At 57.0% G+C, this 18,864-nt stretch carries 16 protein-coding genes and 1 pseudogene; 12 read left to right on the top strand and 5 right to left on the bottom strand.

What is annotated here, in order from left to right; genetic code table 11:
* Positions 1–410 precede the first annotated feature (410 nt).
* A complete protein-coding gene (locus V8Z78_RS26795; protein ID WP_349732494.1) occupies positions 411–1,184 on the top strand; it encodes an MHYT domain-containing protein in 774 nt (257 codons plus the stop codon).
* A gap of 226 nt (positions 1,185–1,410) precedes the next feature.
* Positions 1,411–1,809, top strand: coding sequence for a BLUF domain-containing protein (locus tag V8Z78_RS26790; protein WP_039051249.1), 399 nt, complete (start codon positions 1,411–1,413; stop codon positions 1,807–1,809).
* Positions 1,810–2,597: 788 nt separating this feature from the next.
* Here the strand turns inward: V8Z78_RS26790 and V8Z78_RS26785 are convergent.
* The 3 genes from V8Z78_RS26785 to V8Z78_RS26775 form a co-directional block, all read right to left on the bottom strand.
* Positions 2,598–2,999 carry a DUF2750 domain-containing protein gene (locus tag V8Z78_RS26785; protein WP_349732493.1) on the bottom strand — a complete coding sequence of 134 codons (402 nt, stop codon included), beginning with the start codon at positions 2,997–2,999 and terminating at the stop codon, positions 2,598–2,600.
* Between the two features lie 381 nt (positions 3,000–3,380).
* Positions 3,381–3,785: an Imm10 family immunity protein gene (locus tag V8Z78_RS26780; protein WP_057092377.1), complete on the bottom strand. Its 405-nt coding sequence runs from the start codon at positions 3,783–3,785 to the stop codon at positions 3,381–3,383.
* A gap of 531 nt (positions 3,786–4,316) precedes the next feature.
* Entirely contained in the window at positions 4,317–5,258 is a 942-nt protein-coding gene (locus V8Z78_RS26775; protein WP_349732492.1) for a LysR family transcriptional regulator, read from the bottom strand.
* Between the two features lie 42 nt (positions 5,259–5,300).
* On the opposite strand from V8Z78_RS26775, the gene ertE reads away from it, so the two are divergent.
* Entirely contained in the window at positions 5,301–6,593 is a 1,293-nt protein-coding gene (gene ertE, locus V8Z78_RS26770; protein WP_349732491.1) for an N-carbamyl-l-glutamate amidohydrolase ErtE, read from the top strand.
* 165 nt (positions 6,594–6,758) lie between these two features.
* Here the strand turns inward: ertE and V8Z78_RS26765 are convergent, their stop codons facing one another.
* The gene (locus tag V8Z78_RS26765; protein ID WP_349732495.1) at positions 6,759–7,289 is read right to left on the bottom strand and encodes an O-acetyl-ADP-ribose deacetylase; all 531 of its coding nucleotides are present in this window, start codon (positions 7,287–7,289) and stop codon (positions 6,759–6,761) included.
* A 1,275-nt stretch (positions 7,290–8,564) separates the two neighbouring features.
* Between V8Z78_RS26765 and V8Z78_RS26760 the strand changes: the two genes are divergently transcribed.
* Positions 8,565–9,659: a porin gene (locus V8Z78_RS26760; RefSeq protein ID WP_349732490.1), complete on the top strand. Its 1,095-nt coding sequence runs from the start codon at positions 8,565–8,567 to the stop codon at positions 9,657–9,659.
* 393 nt (positions 9,660–10,052) lie between these two features.
* On the top strand, positions 10,053–10,844 hold the full coding sequence (locus V8Z78_RS26755) for an alpha/beta fold hydrolase (protein ID WP_349732489.1): 792 nt from the start codon (positions 10,053–10,055) through the stop codon (positions 10,842–10,844).
* 332 nt (positions 10,845–11,176) lie between these two features.
* On the opposite strand, the gene V8Z78_RS26750 is transcribed toward V8Z78_RS26755, so the two are convergent.
* Positions 11,177–11,758: a TetR/AcrR family transcriptional regulator gene (locus tag V8Z78_RS26750; protein WP_349732488.1), complete on the bottom strand. Its 582-nt coding sequence runs from the start codon at positions 11,756–11,758 to the stop codon at positions 11,177–11,179.
* Between the two features lie 249 nt (positions 11,759–12,007).
* Here V8Z78_RS26750 and V8Z78_RS26745 point away from each other — a divergent pair, with 249 nt between their 5' ends.
* The 7 genes and pseudogenes from V8Z78_RS26745 to V8Z78_RS26715 form a co-directional block, all read left to right on the top strand.
* Positions 12,008–12,931, top strand: a complete 924-nt coding sequence (locus tag V8Z78_RS26745) for a VOC family protein (protein WP_179626225.1) — start codon at positions 12,008–12,010, stop codon at positions 12,929–12,931.
* Between the two features lie 51 nt (positions 12,932–12,982).
* Positions 12,983–13,837 (top strand): alpha/beta fold hydrolase, encoded by an 855-nt coding sequence (locus V8Z78_RS26740; RefSeq protein WP_057094722.1) that lies wholly within the window; start codon positions 12,983–12,985, stop codon positions 13,835–13,837.
* A gap of 37 nt (positions 13,838–13,874) precedes the next feature.
* Positions 13,875–15,119, top strand: coding sequence for an MFS transporter (locus V8Z78_RS26735; RefSeq protein ID WP_080554274.1), 1,245 nt, complete (start codon positions 13,875–13,877; stop codon positions 15,117–15,119).
* A gap of 32 nt (positions 15,120–15,151) precedes the next feature.
* Positions 15,152–16,693: a bifunctional 3-(3-hydroxy-phenyl)propionate/3-hydroxycinnamic acid hydroxylase gene (locus tag V8Z78_RS26730; protein ID WP_003071580.1), complete on the top strand. Its 1,542-nt coding sequence runs from the start codon at positions 15,152–15,154 to the stop codon at positions 16,691–16,693.
* A 61-nt stretch (positions 16,694–16,754) separates the two neighbouring features.
* Entirely contained in the window at positions 16,755–17,708 is a 954-nt protein-coding gene (locus tag V8Z78_RS26725; RefSeq protein ID WP_003071578.1) for an MBL fold metallo-hydrolase, read from the top strand.
* Between the two features lie 118 nt (positions 17,709–17,826).
* Positions 17,827–18,618 (top strand): 2-keto-4-pentenoate hydratase, encoded by a 792-nt coding sequence (locus V8Z78_RS26720; RefSeq protein WP_349732487.1) that lies wholly within the window; start codon positions 17,827–17,829, stop codon positions 18,616–18,618.
* A gap of 26 nt (positions 18,619–18,644) precedes the next feature.
* Positions 18,645–18,864 (top strand): annotated as a pseudogene (locus V8Z78_RS26715) (acetaldehyde dehydrogenase); the annotation flags it as partial.

Genomic DNA, 18,864 nt, shown 5'->3' with positions numbered 1-18,864 from the left:
GCTGACCTCCATGAACGCCTGATTGGCATATTTGATGTAGCTCTCGGTGTCCGTGGTGGACATCAGAGTCGCGTGCTCATCAAAGCTGTACTCCCGCTGGGTTACCGGTGCGTTCACTCTCATATGTGCCTTCTGTGGTCAATGGCCTGACGAAACGAGATACCGCCCAGATTGAGTGAAGCCGGTACGCCTTGGGCACCCCTGCGATCGCTCCTTGAGCGCTTGCTTGTATCAAGTACTTACATATTCCTTGACTGGTCTCAATTTTTGAATAGAGATCAGATCTGATGTATCTACCTAGCATCGAATCAGATCTGATTCATCAAATCATCTTGATGCCATTGAATTAATTTGATACAAGTCAATTTACAAATTCTGGATTCTTCTTGTTCGGCAACCAGGAGAGGCTCATGGATGCAATGGTCAGCACCAGCTACAGCATGGAATTGGTTGTACTGTCGTACGCGATTTCAATGATTGGCGCCTTCATTGCGCTGATCTCTGCCAAGCGACTTGAGCCGGAGGTTGATGACCGTCAGAGCTATCTGATGAGCCTTGGCAGCACAGGGATTGCTCTTGGCGGCATTGGCGTATGGTCGATGCATTTCATTGCCATGCTTGCGCTGCGCATGGACCTTGGAACCGGCTACTCGGTATGGGAGACAGGCGTGTCGCTCATTGCCGCGGTGGCAATCTCGGCTCTGGCTTTTCATATCGTGGCTCGCAACCCGCGCAGCATTGGCCGCTTGTTGCTGGCCGGATCCATGCTTGGGCTGGGCGCCGTTGTCATGCACTACCTCGGCATGTATGGCATGCGTTTTGGAGGCCACCTGGAGTGGGACTATGAGCGAATCGCCATGTCGGTGCTGATTGCTCTCGTGGCTGCAACTGCGGCGCTGTGGCTGGCATTTCATACCGCACAGACAAGCATGCGCCTGCTTGCTGCGGCGATCATGGCCCTTGCCGTTTGTGCCATGCACTACACGGGCATGAGTGCGGCCGAGTTCATTTGCACTACGGAAAATCGCCTTGCAATTCCTTCGGGAAGGTATGTGCTCAGCGCGCTTGGACTGCCGATGGTGGTGGCTGTACTGGCCCTGGGCATGTCGATGGTTCTGCTGATGGACCTGGCGCTGGTCTCTTTCCAAAAGAGCAGCATAAGAACAGGTATCCCCCGCAAATGAATTTCGGCAGCAGACTGATGCCCCTTGTTATGGAGCTTACTTCGCATTGCGCCACCATCAATCTCGACCTGTCTCGTTGGCGCATGTCGCTCGGTGACGAGCAATCGGCCCGTTGATCACCACTCCGGCTCTGTCTGCAAGGAATAGGTTATGGGTACCTAGCTTGAGGCAAACACGATACCGGCACCAACCGCATCTACGCAACGCTGAAAAGTAAGAGGCAATCTTGAAACACCTGCTCGGATGTTTTCTTTATCACAGTGAAATCGCCAGTGACGCCAGTACGAGCTGTGTCGCAGATATCACCAGAGTCTCACGCCGCTTCAATGAGGCCCATGGGATCACAGGAATCCTGATTTTTGACGGTCAGCGCTTCGTTCAATACATGGAGGGCCCTCAGCAGCAGGTGATTGCATTGGCCAAAAAGATATCCCTGGACAATCGCCATACCAATTTCACTCCGCAGCACGAGGCAAGAGGTATAACGAGTCGCCTTTTCTCCGGCTGGAGCATGGCTTACCTCTCGGTAGAGGATGCCGAGCCGTTGGCCCAAATGTGGGTTGTCGACGGAGACGCCGCGATGAGTTGCCTGCAGCAACTATTGCCAATGCTGGATGCTGCATAGCAGCTCCATTCAAACTCCTTGTTGCTGAAGCACTCTGATTTGCGCCGGCTCGAATATCGTTCCTAGACCGCTGCCTACCGGCCAGAACTTGATAGTACCCAGCTCATTGCGGAGCACTACGATCACTGTCGGAGGACTTCTTTGCGAACCGTCGAATGAGCGCTTCGATGATCTTTGCCTCAAGCTCCGTGAACTGAACTTCCGCTCCTCCTTGTGCGGCCCGCAGCTTCTTGTGTAACTTCAGAAGCAAATAGGACAGGCAACCTGTACCAAGACCCGCTGCTCCGATAGCAATCGGTACTACGACTGGGGTAGCTGGCAGAATTCCCGCAGACATAAGGGCGCCGGTCAGTCCGCTGGCTCCAATGGTGGTCCCGAAGATTCCCGCGCTTCCTATGATTGCGCTGGCTGCACCTGTCACCGTAAGCGCCCCAACTCCAAGCACCGCTCCTGTGCCAGCGAGGAGTGAGGATATTGCCGCTGAGCTTAGATATGTTCCTGTGACATACCCGCCTGCACTGGTGACGATCAAGCCGCCCGCTGCATGTGGAACCAAGCTACCGCCGGCAGCAAGGGCTGCAATGACTGGGATGAGAGGAAGTGGCATTTCATGGTTCCTTGTGTGCTTGACTCACACACTTTCTCACTCAAGAGAGTGCGTACTACTTGTTGCAAAAAGTATAGTCCGCGCATCGCCTCACCGATGCACAACACCAACATCGAAGGTTGTTGACGCTTGAAGAACGACAGCCCTCTTCCGCCGGCAGCAGAGTTCAAACTGCTTTCATTCACTCCATGCAAGACAGCTCTTCTTCCAGATCGCTTTGCAACTGATGCGGTGAAACGACTAGCCCCTGCATTGCTAGCGTTGGAAATACGGCCGCAAGCATGCCGTCCTTTTCCATACCGGGAAGCCAACGACTCAGGAAATGGTGAACATCGATGCTTGCAGGGGAATTGCCAGCCCATTCGCCAACTGCACAGGCAATCGCGTAATCGGGATGTGGCCAAAAGGGGGCCACAGGATTTCCGTTGCTGTCCGAGGCTGTCACCCATCCACCCTCATTTCTCAGTCCCCACACCAATTGCCAGTCCGATACTCGGCCGATGAAATGCCGATAACGCTGATGACTGGCAAGTGCCGATACCGCCTGGAACTGTTGTCGGTTAAGTGGATATGACTTTTCCATGTGAGAACTGGAGCTGGATGAATGAGGCATTCTGTCACCAGGTCACAGCCGGAGTTCTAGTCGCTCCGGCAATGATGAACTGGCGATAGCGCCGATGCATATGCCAGCTGTGGATCGAACAGCGGCCGCAGCAACCATAGACAGCCGAAAGCGGGCCGCCAGCAGATTTTCTTCTTGACCGCGCTGAGTCCAGATCCGCCTCCCCCGTCTCAGCTACCCGACCACCGCCGCCCTGCTCGGCCACACGCTCATGCTGGCCAAAAGTCAGCCGGACCGGTATAGGCACCATGACCATCACGGCTACGCAGCATCCGTTCTGCCCTTGGTAGCGCATCCTGACCGAAGGGCCTGCGTTCGTCATGCCTATGCAGCCTCGATGGCCTAGCCGTCGCTCATCTCAAAGCAGCTCTCCCCGGCAAAGATATTCGTCAGGGCGGCCTTCAGTTCCTCGTACTCGCCTGCTGAAAGATCAAAGGCGATGGACATTTGCTTCGGCTCATCGATGTCCTCCTCCGCCTCGCGTTTGAACGTGAGCTCCGCACCGGTACGCTTCAGCACAAATCGCTCAATGCCGCCATAGCGAGGTCTCTGCTGCTCACACCACTCGACATGGTAGGTATCCATGCCCAGCTCTTCATCCTGCTCGTCCTCATCCTCTTCGAAGGAGCGTTGAAGCATCAGGTAATGCTCGGTGTCGTGCTTCTTGTCGGCAAAGCCGACAAGGTGGCAGAAGTCCTCCGGGTCTTTTGTGACGATGCAGGCTGCGCGAAAGGAGAAAGTGTTCATTTGGATGTTCTTGAGGGTTCAGGGCAGCGACAGATTTGGAATCCGGATCCTATGGCGGGAAGGCCCTGGTCACGAGCGCCGTGGATCGACCGACAGCAGTCTCCCGGCGTTTGCAGAACATGTGCTGCAACGGATTCATTGCTGCTTGATGCCTGACTTGCTCAGTTGATGAGCCTCGACGCACCGGCTCGACTACTGGCTGCTCCAAGATGGATGCTGGTTATTGACGGAGCAGCCGTGATGTTCTGCGGACAGATTATCTGGGACCTTCTTGCTACCTGGTCCACAGGGCCGAGCCCCCGGGCTCAAACCCGATGGTCTTCAGCCTTCAGTCCCTCTGACGGAGGTCAGCTCAAGATCATGTGCCGCCGCTGCTTTGGTCCGGCAGCGGTTGCCCACGCTGGAGACTTGGCAACAGAAGAGCCAGTGTGCACCAATTGATGGCCCCGATGCAAAAGGCAATGAGCTTCTGCCTCGCAGATGGCAGACATCGGTACTGGCGCAGCAAGGATAGATTCGATCAAACTACTTTCAAACCTCTGGTCGCTGCATCCAGGCCGCACAATGAGCCTGAATACTCTGGCAAACCAACGACAAGGAACGGCTCAATGGCTTGTCCTTGCGCAACACCATCGCCAGTGTTCGCTGCAATCCTGGTGTGAGCGGGCGTGAGACCAGGTCATCGCGGGCGCCTCGCCCCTGCATGGCCATGCGCGGAATCACGGCATAACCCAGGCCTATGGCGGCCATCTCCTTGAGCGCTTCGACGCTATCAAGCTCCATCTGAGGATGCGGCAGTTCACCGGCACGGCGCAGCCAGGCATCGACCACGCCGCGCGTGCTGGCTGATTTCTGCAAGGCAAGCAGAGGCAGGGATCTCAGCTCTGGCGCAGCCACCGCATCGCCCGGCATCAGCATCTCCGGGCAAGCTACGGCCACCAGCTCGTCGTGCAGCACGGGAGTGGCCAGCAAGGCGCGGCGGTTTAACGGCAAGGTGACCAGGGCAAGATCCAGACTGTTGTCCTCCACGCGCTTGACGCATTCCTCGGTATTGCCCGTGACCACCACGATGTCGATGCCCGGATGACTGGCCCGTATCTGGCGCAACACGGCAGGCAGAAGATAGAGACACACGGTCAGGCCCGTACCTATCCGCACCTGTCCATTCACCTCGCGCGCATGCGCACTCAGTGCATGGGCCAGGCCTTCCAGCGCCATGCTCACGGCAGGCAGTTGCTCCAGCAAGGCCTTCCCGGCAGCCGTCGGCACAGCACGCCGCCCCACGCGTTCTATGAGGCGTGTGCCGAGATGGCGTTCCAGTTGACGCACTTGCAGGCTGACCGCCGGCTGGGACAGCTGCAACAGCTCCGCCGCCTGCGAAAAGCTGCCCTCCTGAACGACCAGACAAAAACTCCTCAACAGCATCAAACCAGGGGCATTAGACAAAGTTTCACTAATACCTTGCATAAGCATCAAAAGATTCCTTATTGGTAAATCTCGGGCGAAGATTACTCCATGCAGAACGCTTCTACTTGCTCCCCCCTTCTTTCCCCGGCTCTGCCGCCGATCGACGGCGACCGCCTGTGGCGCCGCCTCGAAGACCTCGCCAAATTCACCCGGGCCGATATGCCCTGGACCCGCCGCGCCTTCAGTGCGGAATACCAGGCCGCACGCGCCTGGCTGCGCGAAGCTTTCGAAGCCGCGGGCCTGGAGGTGCGCCTGGATGCCGCAGGCAACCTCATCGGCCGCCGTCCCGGCCGGCGCGATGACCTGAAGCCTCTGGCCACGGGCTCGCACACCGATACGGTGAACGCCGGAGGACGCTTCGACGGCATTCTGGGTGTGCTGGCAGGGCTGGAAGTGGCCCATGCCCTGCAGGACGCGGACATCACGCTGAAGCACCCCTTCGAGGTCATAGACTTCCTCTGCGAAGAGCCCAGTGACTACGGCATCTCCTGTGTGGGCAGCCGCGCCATGGCCGGTCAGCTCAGCGCCGACATGCTGGCCGCCCGCGACGACCAGGGCGACACACTGGGCCAGGCCCTGCAGCGTCTGGGCGCCCGCCCCGAAGCCCTGGCCGAGGCCGACCGCCGGCAGGACGGCTTTGCGGCCTTTGTGGAGCTGCACATCGAACAAGGGCCCATGCTGGAGCGCGAAGGCCTGGACATAGGCGCCGTGACCGACATCGTGGGCATACGCCGCGCTCAGCTGTTCTTCGAAGGCCGGCCCGATCATGCGGGCACCACCCCCATGAATGAACGTAGCGATGCTCTCGTGGCTGCAGCAATAGTCATACGCCAGGCCCAGCGCCTGGCGCTGCAATGGAGCCGCAGCACACCTCACTACGTGGTTGCCACGGTAGGTCGCATGAACGTCTCCCCCAACGCCAGCAACACCGTGCCTGGCCAGGTGGACCTGACGCTGGAGGTGCGAAGCAACCATGCCCCCCTGCTGCAGGAGTTCTGGGAAATTCTGGCGCGGCGCTGCGGCCCGGCCATCGGGCGATTGGGCGTGAATTGGCGCGTAGAGCCTCGCACTCATGTCGACCCCGTTGCCTGCGCGCCGCTGATTGCTGCTGCCGTGGAGCAATCCGCCCAGCGCCTGGGCCTGGGCTGTCGACGCATGCCGAGCGGGGCCGGCCACGATGCCATGTACCTGGCTCAGACCGGACTCTCGGGGATGATCTTCATCCCGTGTCTTGATGGACGCAGCCATAGCGCAGTGGAATGGGCTTCGCCGGGTCAGGTTCTGGCCGGCACCCAGGTGCTGGCCGCTACTCTTCTGAACCTGGACGAGCAAATGGACTAGCAGCAATCACGAATGTGAATGGATCAGGCTTGGCCTGGTCCCTGCCTGTCATGCGTAGATGGGAACTGGAATGTCTTCCGGGTTCGCCACGCAGCAATGATCGGCTTTTCAGGCTCACACTCCCGGCCAGGAACGGTCATGAAAACTGGGCTCCAGGCTCAGGTGCTACTCGGATCCGGACGGCGCAAGTCGATTCAAAATCAATTCATACTGAAGCAAGTCAGCGGGTGAGAAGCAGCAGAAGACAACCTCTTCAATTGACGAATGTTCCGACAGGCTTTCCTGGACGGTCCTGACGGCCACTTGAGCAGCCAATTCGATCGGGTACCCGTATATGCCGGTGCTGATGCTTGGGAAAGCAATCGAGGCAACCGACTTCTCCTGCGCCAACTCCATGCATCGGCGATAACAGCTGGCGAGCAGCTCTGCTTCACCGCTTTCCCCTCCTCTCCACACAGGTCCGACGGTGTGAATGATGTATTGGGCAGATAGGCGATAAGCCTTGCTCACCTTTGCATCGCCAGTCTTGCAGCCCCCGAGCAGCCGGCATTCATGCACAAGGTCTGGACCTGCCGCACGATGGATTGCACCATCGACGCCACCTCCGCCAAGCAGAGACGAATTTGCTGCATTGACAATCGCTCCCACATGAAGCTTTGTGATGTCAGAGCAGATGGCATGAAGGCGTGTGGGCATATCTGTACAGCGAAAGAGCGGGAAGGCAGCCGATACTGCAATGGCAGACCAGTTTTGTAAACGCGTTGCCTGCGTAAATGCCGACGTACGTGCCGACGTGCGATGCAGTTGTGCGCGGGCGCGTCCCGAAGTGCCTGGAATCAGGAAGATCGCAATTTTGAGCGATCGTGACCATTGCATGACTTCTGTTCTTGCGAGCATTCGATTGTCTGCACTGGGTCGATCTGCGACTTTCGCAGTCCGGCCAGAAGCGGACTCTTCTGTGATCGATCGCCAGTTTCGGTGAAAGCCTGTCCGAACTAGCCCCGGCCTGGCGCCTGAACGACAGCAACCCCCGCAACACCAGTCCTTGGGCTCCATTTGTCCCGAGCGGCTGCCTGGCTGGACACTCGACAGCACGGCTCGCAGCGACATCCTCATATCGACCCGTCGCAGTCGTTGGGCCTCGAATACCACTTGCACGGGATGCACTGCGAAGCAACGTCTTGGCGACTGAGGCCAGCTAGAACGCGGCATTGAGAGTCATGCACCGAACGAAGCATGGGTGGATGGTGCGAGCTGCAGAGCAACGAAAGCTCGTCGTCGCAACTCTATTTCGTCATCTAGCTAGCGTTTTACCGCAAGGGAAAGCACCAAGCAAAAGTACCGCTTTTTTTTCTTGAATTACTTATGAAAAATAAACAAAATTCATCCGAAATTGATTATGAAAAATATCCAAATAAGTACTGATAGGAAGCAAGCCTTGGCAACTCCCTGAGCATCAAAAAGAGCGCACCGCACCGACTCGATCGAGCACCGGTCCGAACGCTGCAACAGCTCCAGCCAGAGCTCTTCGCCCGAAGTTTTCCAAACAAACGCTTGAACTGTGCCCATGGCACGGCAAGGAGGTGCTGCGCCCAAAAAAAAGTCTATGACTCAACGGATATCCACGAATCCGAGCACTACGGCAACGGCAGCGCCAGGGCCTGTGCAATGCCGGGTCCAAGGTTGACTACAAAGAGTTCGCTGGTCTGGACCATGAAACCGTGGTTCCTGAAGCTGCAAAGCAGCTCCCTTCTTGGGCTCAAGAGCGCTTTGTCGGACAAGCCGCAGCCAGCAACTGCCCTGCTTCTTGAGAACAGGATTCTTGCAACCGAGCGGTAGGTCGCGGACGGCCAGTTCGCGCCCTGCTGCCCACCTGCATTCGATGCAGCAACTGAAAAAGGAGGACGGCAGCAAAGAAATCAAAGCATGGAGACTTCCTGTAATTCAAAGATTCATATAACGGAGACAAAGTTGTTTAGAAAAATAGCAAGCACATTTGCGCTGATGAGCCTGGGAGGGCTCGCACACGCACAATCATCTGTCCAGATCTACGGCATCATGGACACGGCCGTCGAAACCATGAACAACGTGGGCGCAACCCAATCCAGCCTCACACGCATGCCCAATCTGACGGGCAGCGTTCCATCACGCCTGGGCTTTCGCGGCCGCGAGGATCTGGGAGGCGGATTGAGCGCATCCTTCACGCTGGAGATGGGTATCGGCCCCGACAGCGGAGCTCTCAATCAGGGCGGTCGCGGTTTCGGCCGCCAGTCCTTCGTCAGCCTCAACGGCCCCTGGGGATCGCTGGGGCTGGGCCGTCAGTACACCATGCTGTTCTGGTCCGTACTCGAAGCTGACGTGATCGGTCCGAGCCTGCACAGCATGGCCAGTCTGGACAACTACTTTCCCAATGCACGTGCCGACAATGCGATCTCCTACAAGGGCGCCTTCTCGGGCCTGACGGTCGGCGCAACCTATAGCTTCGGCCGCGATGCCGTCAATGCGGGCCCCAGTCCCGGTGGCACCAACTGTGCGGGAGAAAGCAGCACCGACTCCAAGACCTGCCGCGAGTGGTCGGCCATGCTCAAGTACGACACCACGACATGGGGAGCGGCGCTGGCGCATGACGAGCTGCGCGGCGGCCCCGGTGCTTTCGCGGGACTGACCAGCAGCGACAAAGTCGACAAGCGCACCATGCTCAACGGCTATGTGAAGCTTGGTGGCGCCAAGATTGGTGGTGGCTATATGCGCCGCAAGAATGACGGCTATATCGCATCTCCGCGCAACGACCTGTGGTTTGTGGGCGTGACCTACCCCCTTGGTCAATGGAGCGTGGACGCCCAGTACAACCAGCTCAAGTACAAGGACAACGCGGACAAGGGTCAGCTGCTGGTACTGCGCGGTACTTACAACCTGTCCAAGCGCACTGCGGCCTATGCCTCGCTGGGCTATATGAAGAACAGCGGCAATGCGGCCTTTGGAGCAAGCAGCGCTCAAGCTGGTGGAACGCCAATGCCTGGCGTCAACCAGACTGGCTTTGGCATGGGCTTGCGCCACATGTTCTGAGGTCGGAGCACAAATAGAGCGAGTGAGGGTAGCCTGGTGGCCCCCACTCGCTTAGTGCCTGGAGGCGAATTTCAGCTGAGTATCTTGTGTCGATGCTCGTCCCAACCGCCAGCCGGGACGCGACCATTCGTGCGGTGAGTCATGCGTATTTCAGTCAGTAGAGCCGGTGCGAGACAGTATTTCCGAATGACTCTCAGGCACAGCGGATTCAATCGGTCAATGCAGCACGTACGCTGAACATCTCAGCGGCTGCACACGACCCGCAAGACATATCCGCCCTCCCCGCAAGCCGAAACTGCCCTATTCCACCCGCCCTGAAACAAGTTCCTTTGACCTTAAATTAGACTATTCAAAGTGCTGTAATGGACCGGGTTGCAACTACCGCCCCCGGCCATGAACGGCCTTTCAGCAGGATTCTCTGATTTGCAGCTGCCATCTCTTGCCGAGTTAGGGCCCGTTGTCCTTGTTCTCCTTCCTGGAATGGATGGCACGGGTGAGCTTTTCGCCCCGTTCGTTGCCGCATTGGGGAAGACGATGCCCGTCGTCGTGGTGAACTATCCAACTTCCGGTGCGCCACAGACCTATGCCGACCTGACGGAACTTGCCACATCGGCCTTGCCGCCCAATGGCCGCTTGGTCTTGTTGGGAGAGTCTTTCTCGGGACCTATTGCCATTTCGCTGGCAGCGGCATACCCGGGGCGCGTTGTGGGCATTGTTCTGTGCTGCTCGTTCGTTCGCAATCCAAGGCCGGGGCTTCGCTGGCTCAGCGGCCTGGCGACCATGCCCGTTCCGCTTCCCCCTGCTCCGATACTGAACCTGATGCTTCTGGGCCGGTTTGCGACGCCGGCCCTGCGGGCTATGCTGCGGTCCGCCTTGGCCAAGGTTCAAACGGCGGTTCTACGTTCAAGGCTGAGAGCGGTGGTATCCGTAGATGTGCGAGCACATGCCAAAGCCATTGATGCTCCGGTTCTCTACCTGAAAGGAATACGTGACCGCCTGGTGCCACAGTCTTCCTTGGCTGATGCAGAGCAGTGTTTTCGAAAGATAAGAGTTCAGGCGTTTGATGCGCCACACTGCCTACTGCAAGCCATTCCGCAAGAGGCCGCTGCGGTAGTGGCTGACTTCGTTCGGAACGTTGCAACACCACGAGAAAGTTCGGGCATGAATAGGGATTCAAGAGCGTAGGCGTGGTGCCAGACGCCATGTCGCTCTGGCTTGCACTGGCGCGGTCCGATGCCCTCCCCCTATGGTCGACACCATACGATTTCAGGGCCCTCCGTCGAAATGCAAGCCAGGAGCTGGTGCGCCGCGATCATCAACTCAAGCATGTCTGCAATGCCTACCGCATCAAGAGCATTGCCTTCCCCATTCACAGCGACCACCTGTTGAGAGCTAATGCCTGCTTGGAAAATTAGATTTTATTTCGGCAGCCGACGTTTGCTTTTCGTCTTAGCTTTGTGCTGTGAAATGATGGTTTCACCCATCAACACCATGGCTTGTGTGAGTTGCTCCATGTGCTAATGCATTGAGCGTTGATCGCCGGTTTGAACAGATACAAAGGCTCCATCAAAACCAACCATGCCAAAGTGTGCGAGGCCTTCAGCTATGCACGAAGCCAGCTCTTCGCCTTCCTCACAGAATGCAGAAGCGATCATCACACGCATGTAGTCACGGCCGTCAGTTCGCACTTGAATCACGGTTTCCATGGCATGGGGAGCCTCCGCTGCTTCATTGCTCATAACCAACATCAACTGGAGACGTAGAAAGTCTTGGTGATGCACAAAGACTTCGCCCGTCTTTTGCAAATACCAGCCAAGGCGCTCTTGTGCAGAGCCATCTATCGGAGGTTCTCGATGAGCCTCGCGCATTGCATCAAAGAATGCACGTGCGCCACGCGCCATTACCTCCGACAGAAGACCTGCCTTGGATTCGAAGTGGTGATAAATCGCACTCTTAGGTAGGCCTGTCGCCTCCACCAAAGCAGACATAGGCGTCCCCGCGTAGCCGCGTTCTGCCATCACACGCGTTGCCGCTTCGAGGATTTCTTGCCTCGAGCGCCTACCGCGCCGATTTCCTTGTACCGGTATTTGTTGTTCCATGCCTGAGAGCGCGCCCTGTGAATTGTCAAATTATATAGCGCTCGTACTCTATCTCTCTATTGTTTTGTACCGATCGGTTCAATACTGACTTTCCCTATCTAAATGTTTTGTACCTATCGGTACGATTCTGTCATCACACCAGTGGCAGATGAACTGCTGAGCTAAACGAAAAGCTCCGTAGGTCAGTGCAAGACAGATAAGTCCTGCTCTCTGTCTCTGGTTCATGCAATCCAGAACAAGGAGAAGCGAATGCAGAGCGTGTCAACGCTTGGATACATGGTCATCGGAGTCAGTGACCTAACAGCTTGGGAAAGCTTTGCCGTCAACATATTGGGGTTGCAGGTCGGAGCTCGAGCAACTGGCGAGTCCCTCGGGTTACGCATGGATGACTATGAGCAGCGCATTTTGTTGCTGCAAAGTGATCTGGATGACTTCTTGGCCGCCGGTTGGGAATTTGAATCAAGTGCTGCGCTTGACGCATTTATTGACCAAGTTCGTTCTCGGGGCGTAGATGTCTGGGAAGAGAGTGAGAAGGTCGCCACGCAGCGTCGCGTAGAGCGCCTTTTCATATGCCACGATCCCGATGGAATACGTCATGAGTTTTACAGCTCCGCCTACCGTGCTCACACTCGTGACTGCTTCCGCTCAGCCGTATTGCGAGGCGCTTTCAGCACGGGGCGTTTGGGAGTAGGTCATTTTGTTACGGTGCCCAAACAGAGTGCCAAAGCGAAAGCATTTTGTGAGGACGTCCTGGGTCTCAAACTCAGCGACACCATAGTTGGTAACGCCGCGCCTGGGCTCCAGCTCGAAGTTACGTTCTTTCATGCTCGCACTGGTCGCCACCACTCTCTAGCAACCGCAGAAGCTCCCTTTCCGGCCCGAAAGCGCATCCACCACATCATGGTTGAGTGCTCCGACCCGAACGATGTCGGTCTGGCTTATGACCGCTGTAAACGAGCAGGAATCCCGGTGCTCATGGAGCTCGGTCATCACCCCAATGACCAGATGTTCTCGTTTTACATGATCACGCCTTCAGGATTTGCCCTCGAGTTTGGCGCGGGCGGCATTGTCGTCGACGACGCAACCTGGGAAGTCAAGCGCTACACCGAACTGAGTGACTGGGGGCACGCAATGAACCCACCACCAGAAGCCACAACGTCTCCTACACGTTGAAGCCACATGAGTCCTTCTTTCATCAATACACCCACCAATGGAGCTACCAAAATGACTCTTACCGAAGCCGGAACCAGCAAGTTCGTGACTATTAACGAACCCGGTCTGGAGAATTTCAAGATCCACGTCAACGATGCGGGAAGTGGTCCCGCAATCATCATGCTGCACGGAGGCGGTCCTGGTGCCAGTGGTTGGAGCAACTACTACCGCAACATTGAGGTACTGGTGAATGCCGGATATCGAGTGCTGCTGATCGACAGCCCAGGATTTAACAAGTCCGCGGAGATCCTCACAGATATTCCCCGCCCGCTGATCAACGCACGTGCAAGCAAGGGCGTGATGGACGCACTCGGCATCGACCAAGCCCACTTTGTCGGCAACTCGATGGGCGGAGCCTCTGCCATGAGCTTCTCCCTCGAGTTCCCTGAGCGCATGGGCCGCCTGGTGCTTATGGGACCAGGAGCACAAGGTCCGAGCATCTTCCAGCCACAACTGAGCGAAGGCGTCAAACGCATGATGAGGCTGTACGCAGAGCCGAATCACGAGAACTTCAATGCCATGTTGGAGGTATTTGTTTACGCACCTCAGGCTATTACAGAGGAGCTGCGTCAAGGGCGGTGGAACAACATCCAATCGAACTTGACTCACCTGAAGAATTTCGTCGAAAGCTCAAGACTGTGCCCTCACAGCAAGTGGGATCTGACAGCTCGCTTCCCAGAAATTGCTCACAAGACGCTCATCACCTGGGGCCGTGACGACCGCTTTGTTCCGATCGACCATGGCCTGCGAATGGTCAACACCTTTCAAGATTCTCGGCTTCATATCTTTGCGAAGTGCGGGCACTGGGCTCAGTGGGAGCACGCAGAGGAATTCAATCAGTTGCTGATTGCGTTCCTGAAAGACTGAGATCAAACAGCAAAAAAAAGACATAACGGAGACATACATGCTGTCCAGTCCTCAGTCCAGATCAAGCCAGCGCATTGCAAGCAGGTTGCAAGGTTGGCTACTCGTTTCAACGTGTTGGCTGGCATCAGCAGGTGCCGTCCTTATCGCGCCTGTTCTTCCTTCCATGCAACAGGCGTTTTCTGACCAGCCTCACGCAGAAATGCTGACGCTGGTTATCTTGGTGATCCCAGGCTTGATGATTGCACTCTTCGGACCCCTGATGGGGTCTGTGGTGGATGTCATTGGAAGAAAGCGGCTGTATTTGATATCCATCGCCGTTTATGCGGTCGCGGGTATGTTGCCCTTCTTCTTGAATGACCTCTATTCGATTCTTGCAACACGAGTCATTGTGGGCATCGCCGAAGCGGCTATTACGACAATCTCGACCGCACTCACGGCAGACTATTTCAAAGGGAAAGAACGCGAAAAGTGGCTGACGGTCCAGCTCGGCTCTGCGTCAATAGTTGCCGTGGTTATGTTCGCTCTAGGCGGCGTACTTGGTGGGTTTTCGGCAGGCTGGCGCACTCCTTTCATCGTTTATGGCTGTGCAGTGTTTTTTCTGCCGATCATTGCCATCTTTGTTTGGGAGCCTGAGGAAGTCGAAACCTCACGCAGCCGTGCAACAACGAGCCGACTCCCATTTCCATGGCGTGAAATTGGTCATATCTGCGCAATGGCGCTTTTCACCGCCGTGATGTATTTCGTCATAACGATCCAGATCAGTTTCCTACTGACAGCCAAGGGGGTCACAACGCCAGCCATCATCGGCCTCGGTAGTGCGATAGCGAACGCGGGCGTCCCATTCGGTGCTTTCGTGTTCCACAGACTATCGGGTTGGCCCATCAATCGCCTGCTTGTCATCTCATTCGCAGTCATTGCCGCAGGCTTCTACATCGTTTCCACCGTTGCCGACACCAACGTACTGATTTTTGGTGCTTTCGTTGCATGTTTCGGGGGCGGGATAGTCATGCCACTCATGCTGAATTGGATCATGGTTCGCCTGCCATTCGCACAGCGTGGCCGAGGCGCAGGTGGATACATGGCCGCTTTTTTCCTTGGAAATTTTCTCAGTCCATTGATCGTGACTGCTCTGTCCTCCAAGACAGGTGATCTCTTTGCATCGATCGGACTGTTGTCCGCCGTCTGCGCGGCCGTCGCAGGTGTCTTTCTGGTTTTGGCTCTGCTCAGACGCGGACCGATTGACGCTGTTGGCGAGCCCTCCGCCGTATCGCTGCCGCATTGAACACGCAGCTAGTTTTGTGAAGTGAAGTCCCCATGAAAGAAAATTTTGATGCCGACGTTGCTATCGTCGGCTACGGCCCCAGTGGCATCATCGCCGCTCTCACTCTTGCCAAGTACGGTATTTCGACGATCGTCTTTGAACGACACCACGACATCTACGCACGTGCGCGCGCGGTTACGGTCAATGACTGGACCATGCGCATCTTCCAGGACCTGGGTGTCGACGAAGCTGTTCTGAAGTGCATCGACCCACAGCGCTCGCTGCGCTGGATGCGATATGACGGCACCGAAATCATGCGGATTGAATTGCCGCCATCTACCCTGGGCAGCAAGCATCGCCAGTTCAACATTTACCAGCCCACTATGGAGGCAACCTTGCGCGAATGTGCAGCAAGGCATTCAAAGATTGACGTGCGTTATGGCATGGAAATCGCTTCCTTGAGTCAAGATGACTCCAGTGTCACTTTGAGTGCAAAAGACCTGGAAACTGGCAACGTTTCAGATGTTCGCGTGCGTTATGCGATCGGGTGCGATGGTGGCAGTAGCGCCACGCGATCCATGCTTGATGTGAAGCTACTTGGTGACACGCTTGAAGTGCAGTGGATTGTTATTGACTGCCGCGTCAAACGCTGGTGGCCTGATCGGAACTTCCTGACCTTTTGGTCCGACAAGGAGCGACCGGTGGTCGATATCTCTCTGTCTGGAGGTAACCACCGCTGGGAGCTTCCACTGAAGCCGGGCGAGACAGAGGCCGACTTCGCGACGAATGAGCAAGTCTGGCCCTTGCTCAAGGCGCTCGGAGTGACCGAAGACGATGTGGAAATCCATCAGCACGCGTTCTATCGTCATCACACCCGGATGGCCGACAAGTGGCGTGTCGGGCGCGTCTTCCTGGCCGGCGATGCTGCACACCTTATGCCGCCTTGGGCCGGAGCCGGGATGCAGACTGGCATGCGCGACGCCTATGACATCGGCTGGAAGCTCGCGGGCGTGCTCAAGGGCCAATTGCCGGAGCACTTCCTGGACACCTACGAGGCAGAACGCCGCCCCAACGCGGCCTTTTATACCCAGCTCGCTGTGCAACTCGGCAGAGTCATCAAGCAGGAATTGAGTGACGAAGAGCAGGCTGCACTCAATGCCCCCCCACCTGATGCCGCCAGTGCTGCCGAACCTCCGCTGATTGCACCGCCCGTGCTGGCTGCGGGCTGGCTGCATGGCCCGCTGGCAGAAACCAGCATTGTCGGCCGCATGGCACCACAGCCAGTCATGGGAGATACGCGGGGCGTGATGGCGCGGCTGGACACATTGCTGGGGCACAGCTTTGTGCTGCTGGGCGATAACGTCGACCCTGCCACCTTGCTCACTGCCGAGGAAAAGGCCGGGTGGGATGCTTTGGGCGCGCGCTACATCGCCGTGCGCCCCCAGGATGCCCATACCCAAGGTGCGGATGAACTGGTGGATCTCGACGAGGTACTGGGCCCCTGGCTGCGCAAGTATCAGGTGCGCGCAGTGGCTTTGCGGCCGGATCGCTTCGTCGCAGCAGCCGATGTCTCTGGCCTTGGCGTACCTGCTTGACGCTTGATAAGTCCACCCCTACGGGGGTGGATGCGACTGCAATTTCCGGATGGAGACAACAATGAAACTGAAGACTCTGGTGAGCACGGTGCTCCTGACGATGGCTTGTGCTGGCAATGGATTTGCACAGACGAAGTTCGTGACCCTTGGGACGCAAGGAGGGCCCATTCCGTCCTCTGCTTCGCGTGCTCAGCCTTCGAATGCCTTGATCGTAGGCGATAGGGTGTATGTCATCGATGCAGGCGACGGAGCTCTGCGGCAGATCTACGCGGCAGGCATTGATCTGCGCAAGGTAAAGAAGATCTTTATCACTCACGACCATGACGACCACAATGCAGGCTGGGGGCCCATCATCGGCGTGCAATGGGATCTGGGCATTCCGCCTGCGGATGTCTATGGGCCCAGTGCCAAGTCCATGATGAAGGGCTTCCAGCAGTATTTCGCGGTGAATGCACGTATCCGCCAGGCAGATTCCAAGAACAATCATTTGCCGCCTGAGCAAGCCTTTAATGCACACGACATCAAGGGTAGCGGCCTCGTCTATCAGGATGACTTGATTAGCGTTAGCGCTCAGGAGAACTGCCACTTCCTGAACGATCCCAACACCAAGGTAACACGCAAGAGTCAAGACAAGTCCTACGCGCTGCGTATTCAGACCCCCGACAAAACCATTGTCGTCAGCGGCGATACCGGCCGCTGCGCAGTACTGTCCGATTTCGCAAAGGACGCAGATCTGCTGGTGCACGAAGTCGTGGACCTGCCATTGATTCGCGAAATGATGCGACGTCAGCACGTGCCCGATGCAGTAGCCGATGGAATGATGCGCCACATGGCCGAAGAGCACACAGTGTCAGAAGACATCGGCTTGCTCGCCAAGGCCGCAGGCGTCAAGAAAGTCATCCTGACACATCTGGTGCCCGGCGGCGATGAGCCGGATTCGCGATACACCGACGGTGTTCGCAAGCACTTCGGTGGACCTGTCGAAGTGGCACGCGATCTCATGGTCTTCGAATAAAAGCCCTCCTGAGTAAACAGCAACTCACCACCGGCTGTACCAAGCCAGTGGTGTGCTCGGCCGACTGCGGCCGAAGGCAAAGAGCCTTGCTCCTTACCCGATCACAGCTCCCCCCCATATGACTGCCCCATCAACAAACCTTCATGCTGCTGCCCTGGCCATACGAGAGGCCCGCAGCTCACGCAGCCCGATTGCCAGCGTATCCGAAACCTTTGGCATTACCGGGCTCGACGCTGCCTACCAAGTGGCTCAAATCAATACACAGGCTTGCCTGGAAGACCCAGCCCGCCGAGTCGTTGGCCTCAAGGTTGGGCTCACCAGCAAAGCAGTGCAACAGCAACTGGGAGTGGATCAACCCGACTTCGGAGTGCTATTCAACGATATGGAATATCTGAATGGCGACACCATTCCCATGAGTCGACTCATCCAGCCCAAGATTGAGGCCGAGGTCGCCTTCATCGTCGGCAAAGACCTTGGTAACCAAACACCGTCATGGTCTGAGTTCATCAACGCTTTGTCCTACGCGCTTCCGGCTCTGGAAATCGTCGATAGCGTGATTCGCGATTGGAAGATCACCCTGGTAGACACCGTCGCAGACAACGCTTCGTCAGCGCTCTACGTATTGGGCGAGCAACCCGTAGATATCGGCGCTCTCGATACCTCGGCTCTCGGCATGCATCTAAGCATCAACGGGAACACAGTTTCCGTCGGCTCCGGTTCGGCCTGCCTTGGTCACCCTTTGCGCGCAGCCTATTGGCTGGCCTGCACCATGGCCGAGCGAGGTCACCCCTTGAAGGCGGGCCAAGTCATTCTGTCTGGCGCCCTAGGCCCAATGGTTGCGCTCAATGCTGGAGATCTGGTCCAAGCAAACCTGGGCAGCCTGGGCAGCGTCGGCTGCCGTCTGGCCTGACTATCCCTCTCCACCAAGGACACTCCATGAGCAAAAAACTCAAGGCCGCCATCATCGGCAGCGGCAATATCGGCACGGATCTGATGATCAAGATCCTGCGCCATGGCAAGAACATCGAGATGGGGGCCATGGTCGGCATCGATCCCCACTCCGACGGTCTGGCCCGCGCCGCCCGCATGGGCGTGGCCACCACCCACGAAGGCGTGGAAGGCCTCACGCGCATGCCCGGGTTTGCAGAGATCGACT

This window comes from Comamonas sp. wu1-DMT (assembly GCF_040187805.1).
Taxonomy (GTDB): Bacteria; Pseudomonadota; Gammaproteobacteria; order Burkholderiales; family Burkholderiaceae_C; genus Comamonas; species Comamonas thiooxydans.
The sequence above is the reverse complement of the archived record's forward strand: the minus strand, read 5'-3'. Positions and strand labels throughout refer to the sequence as shown.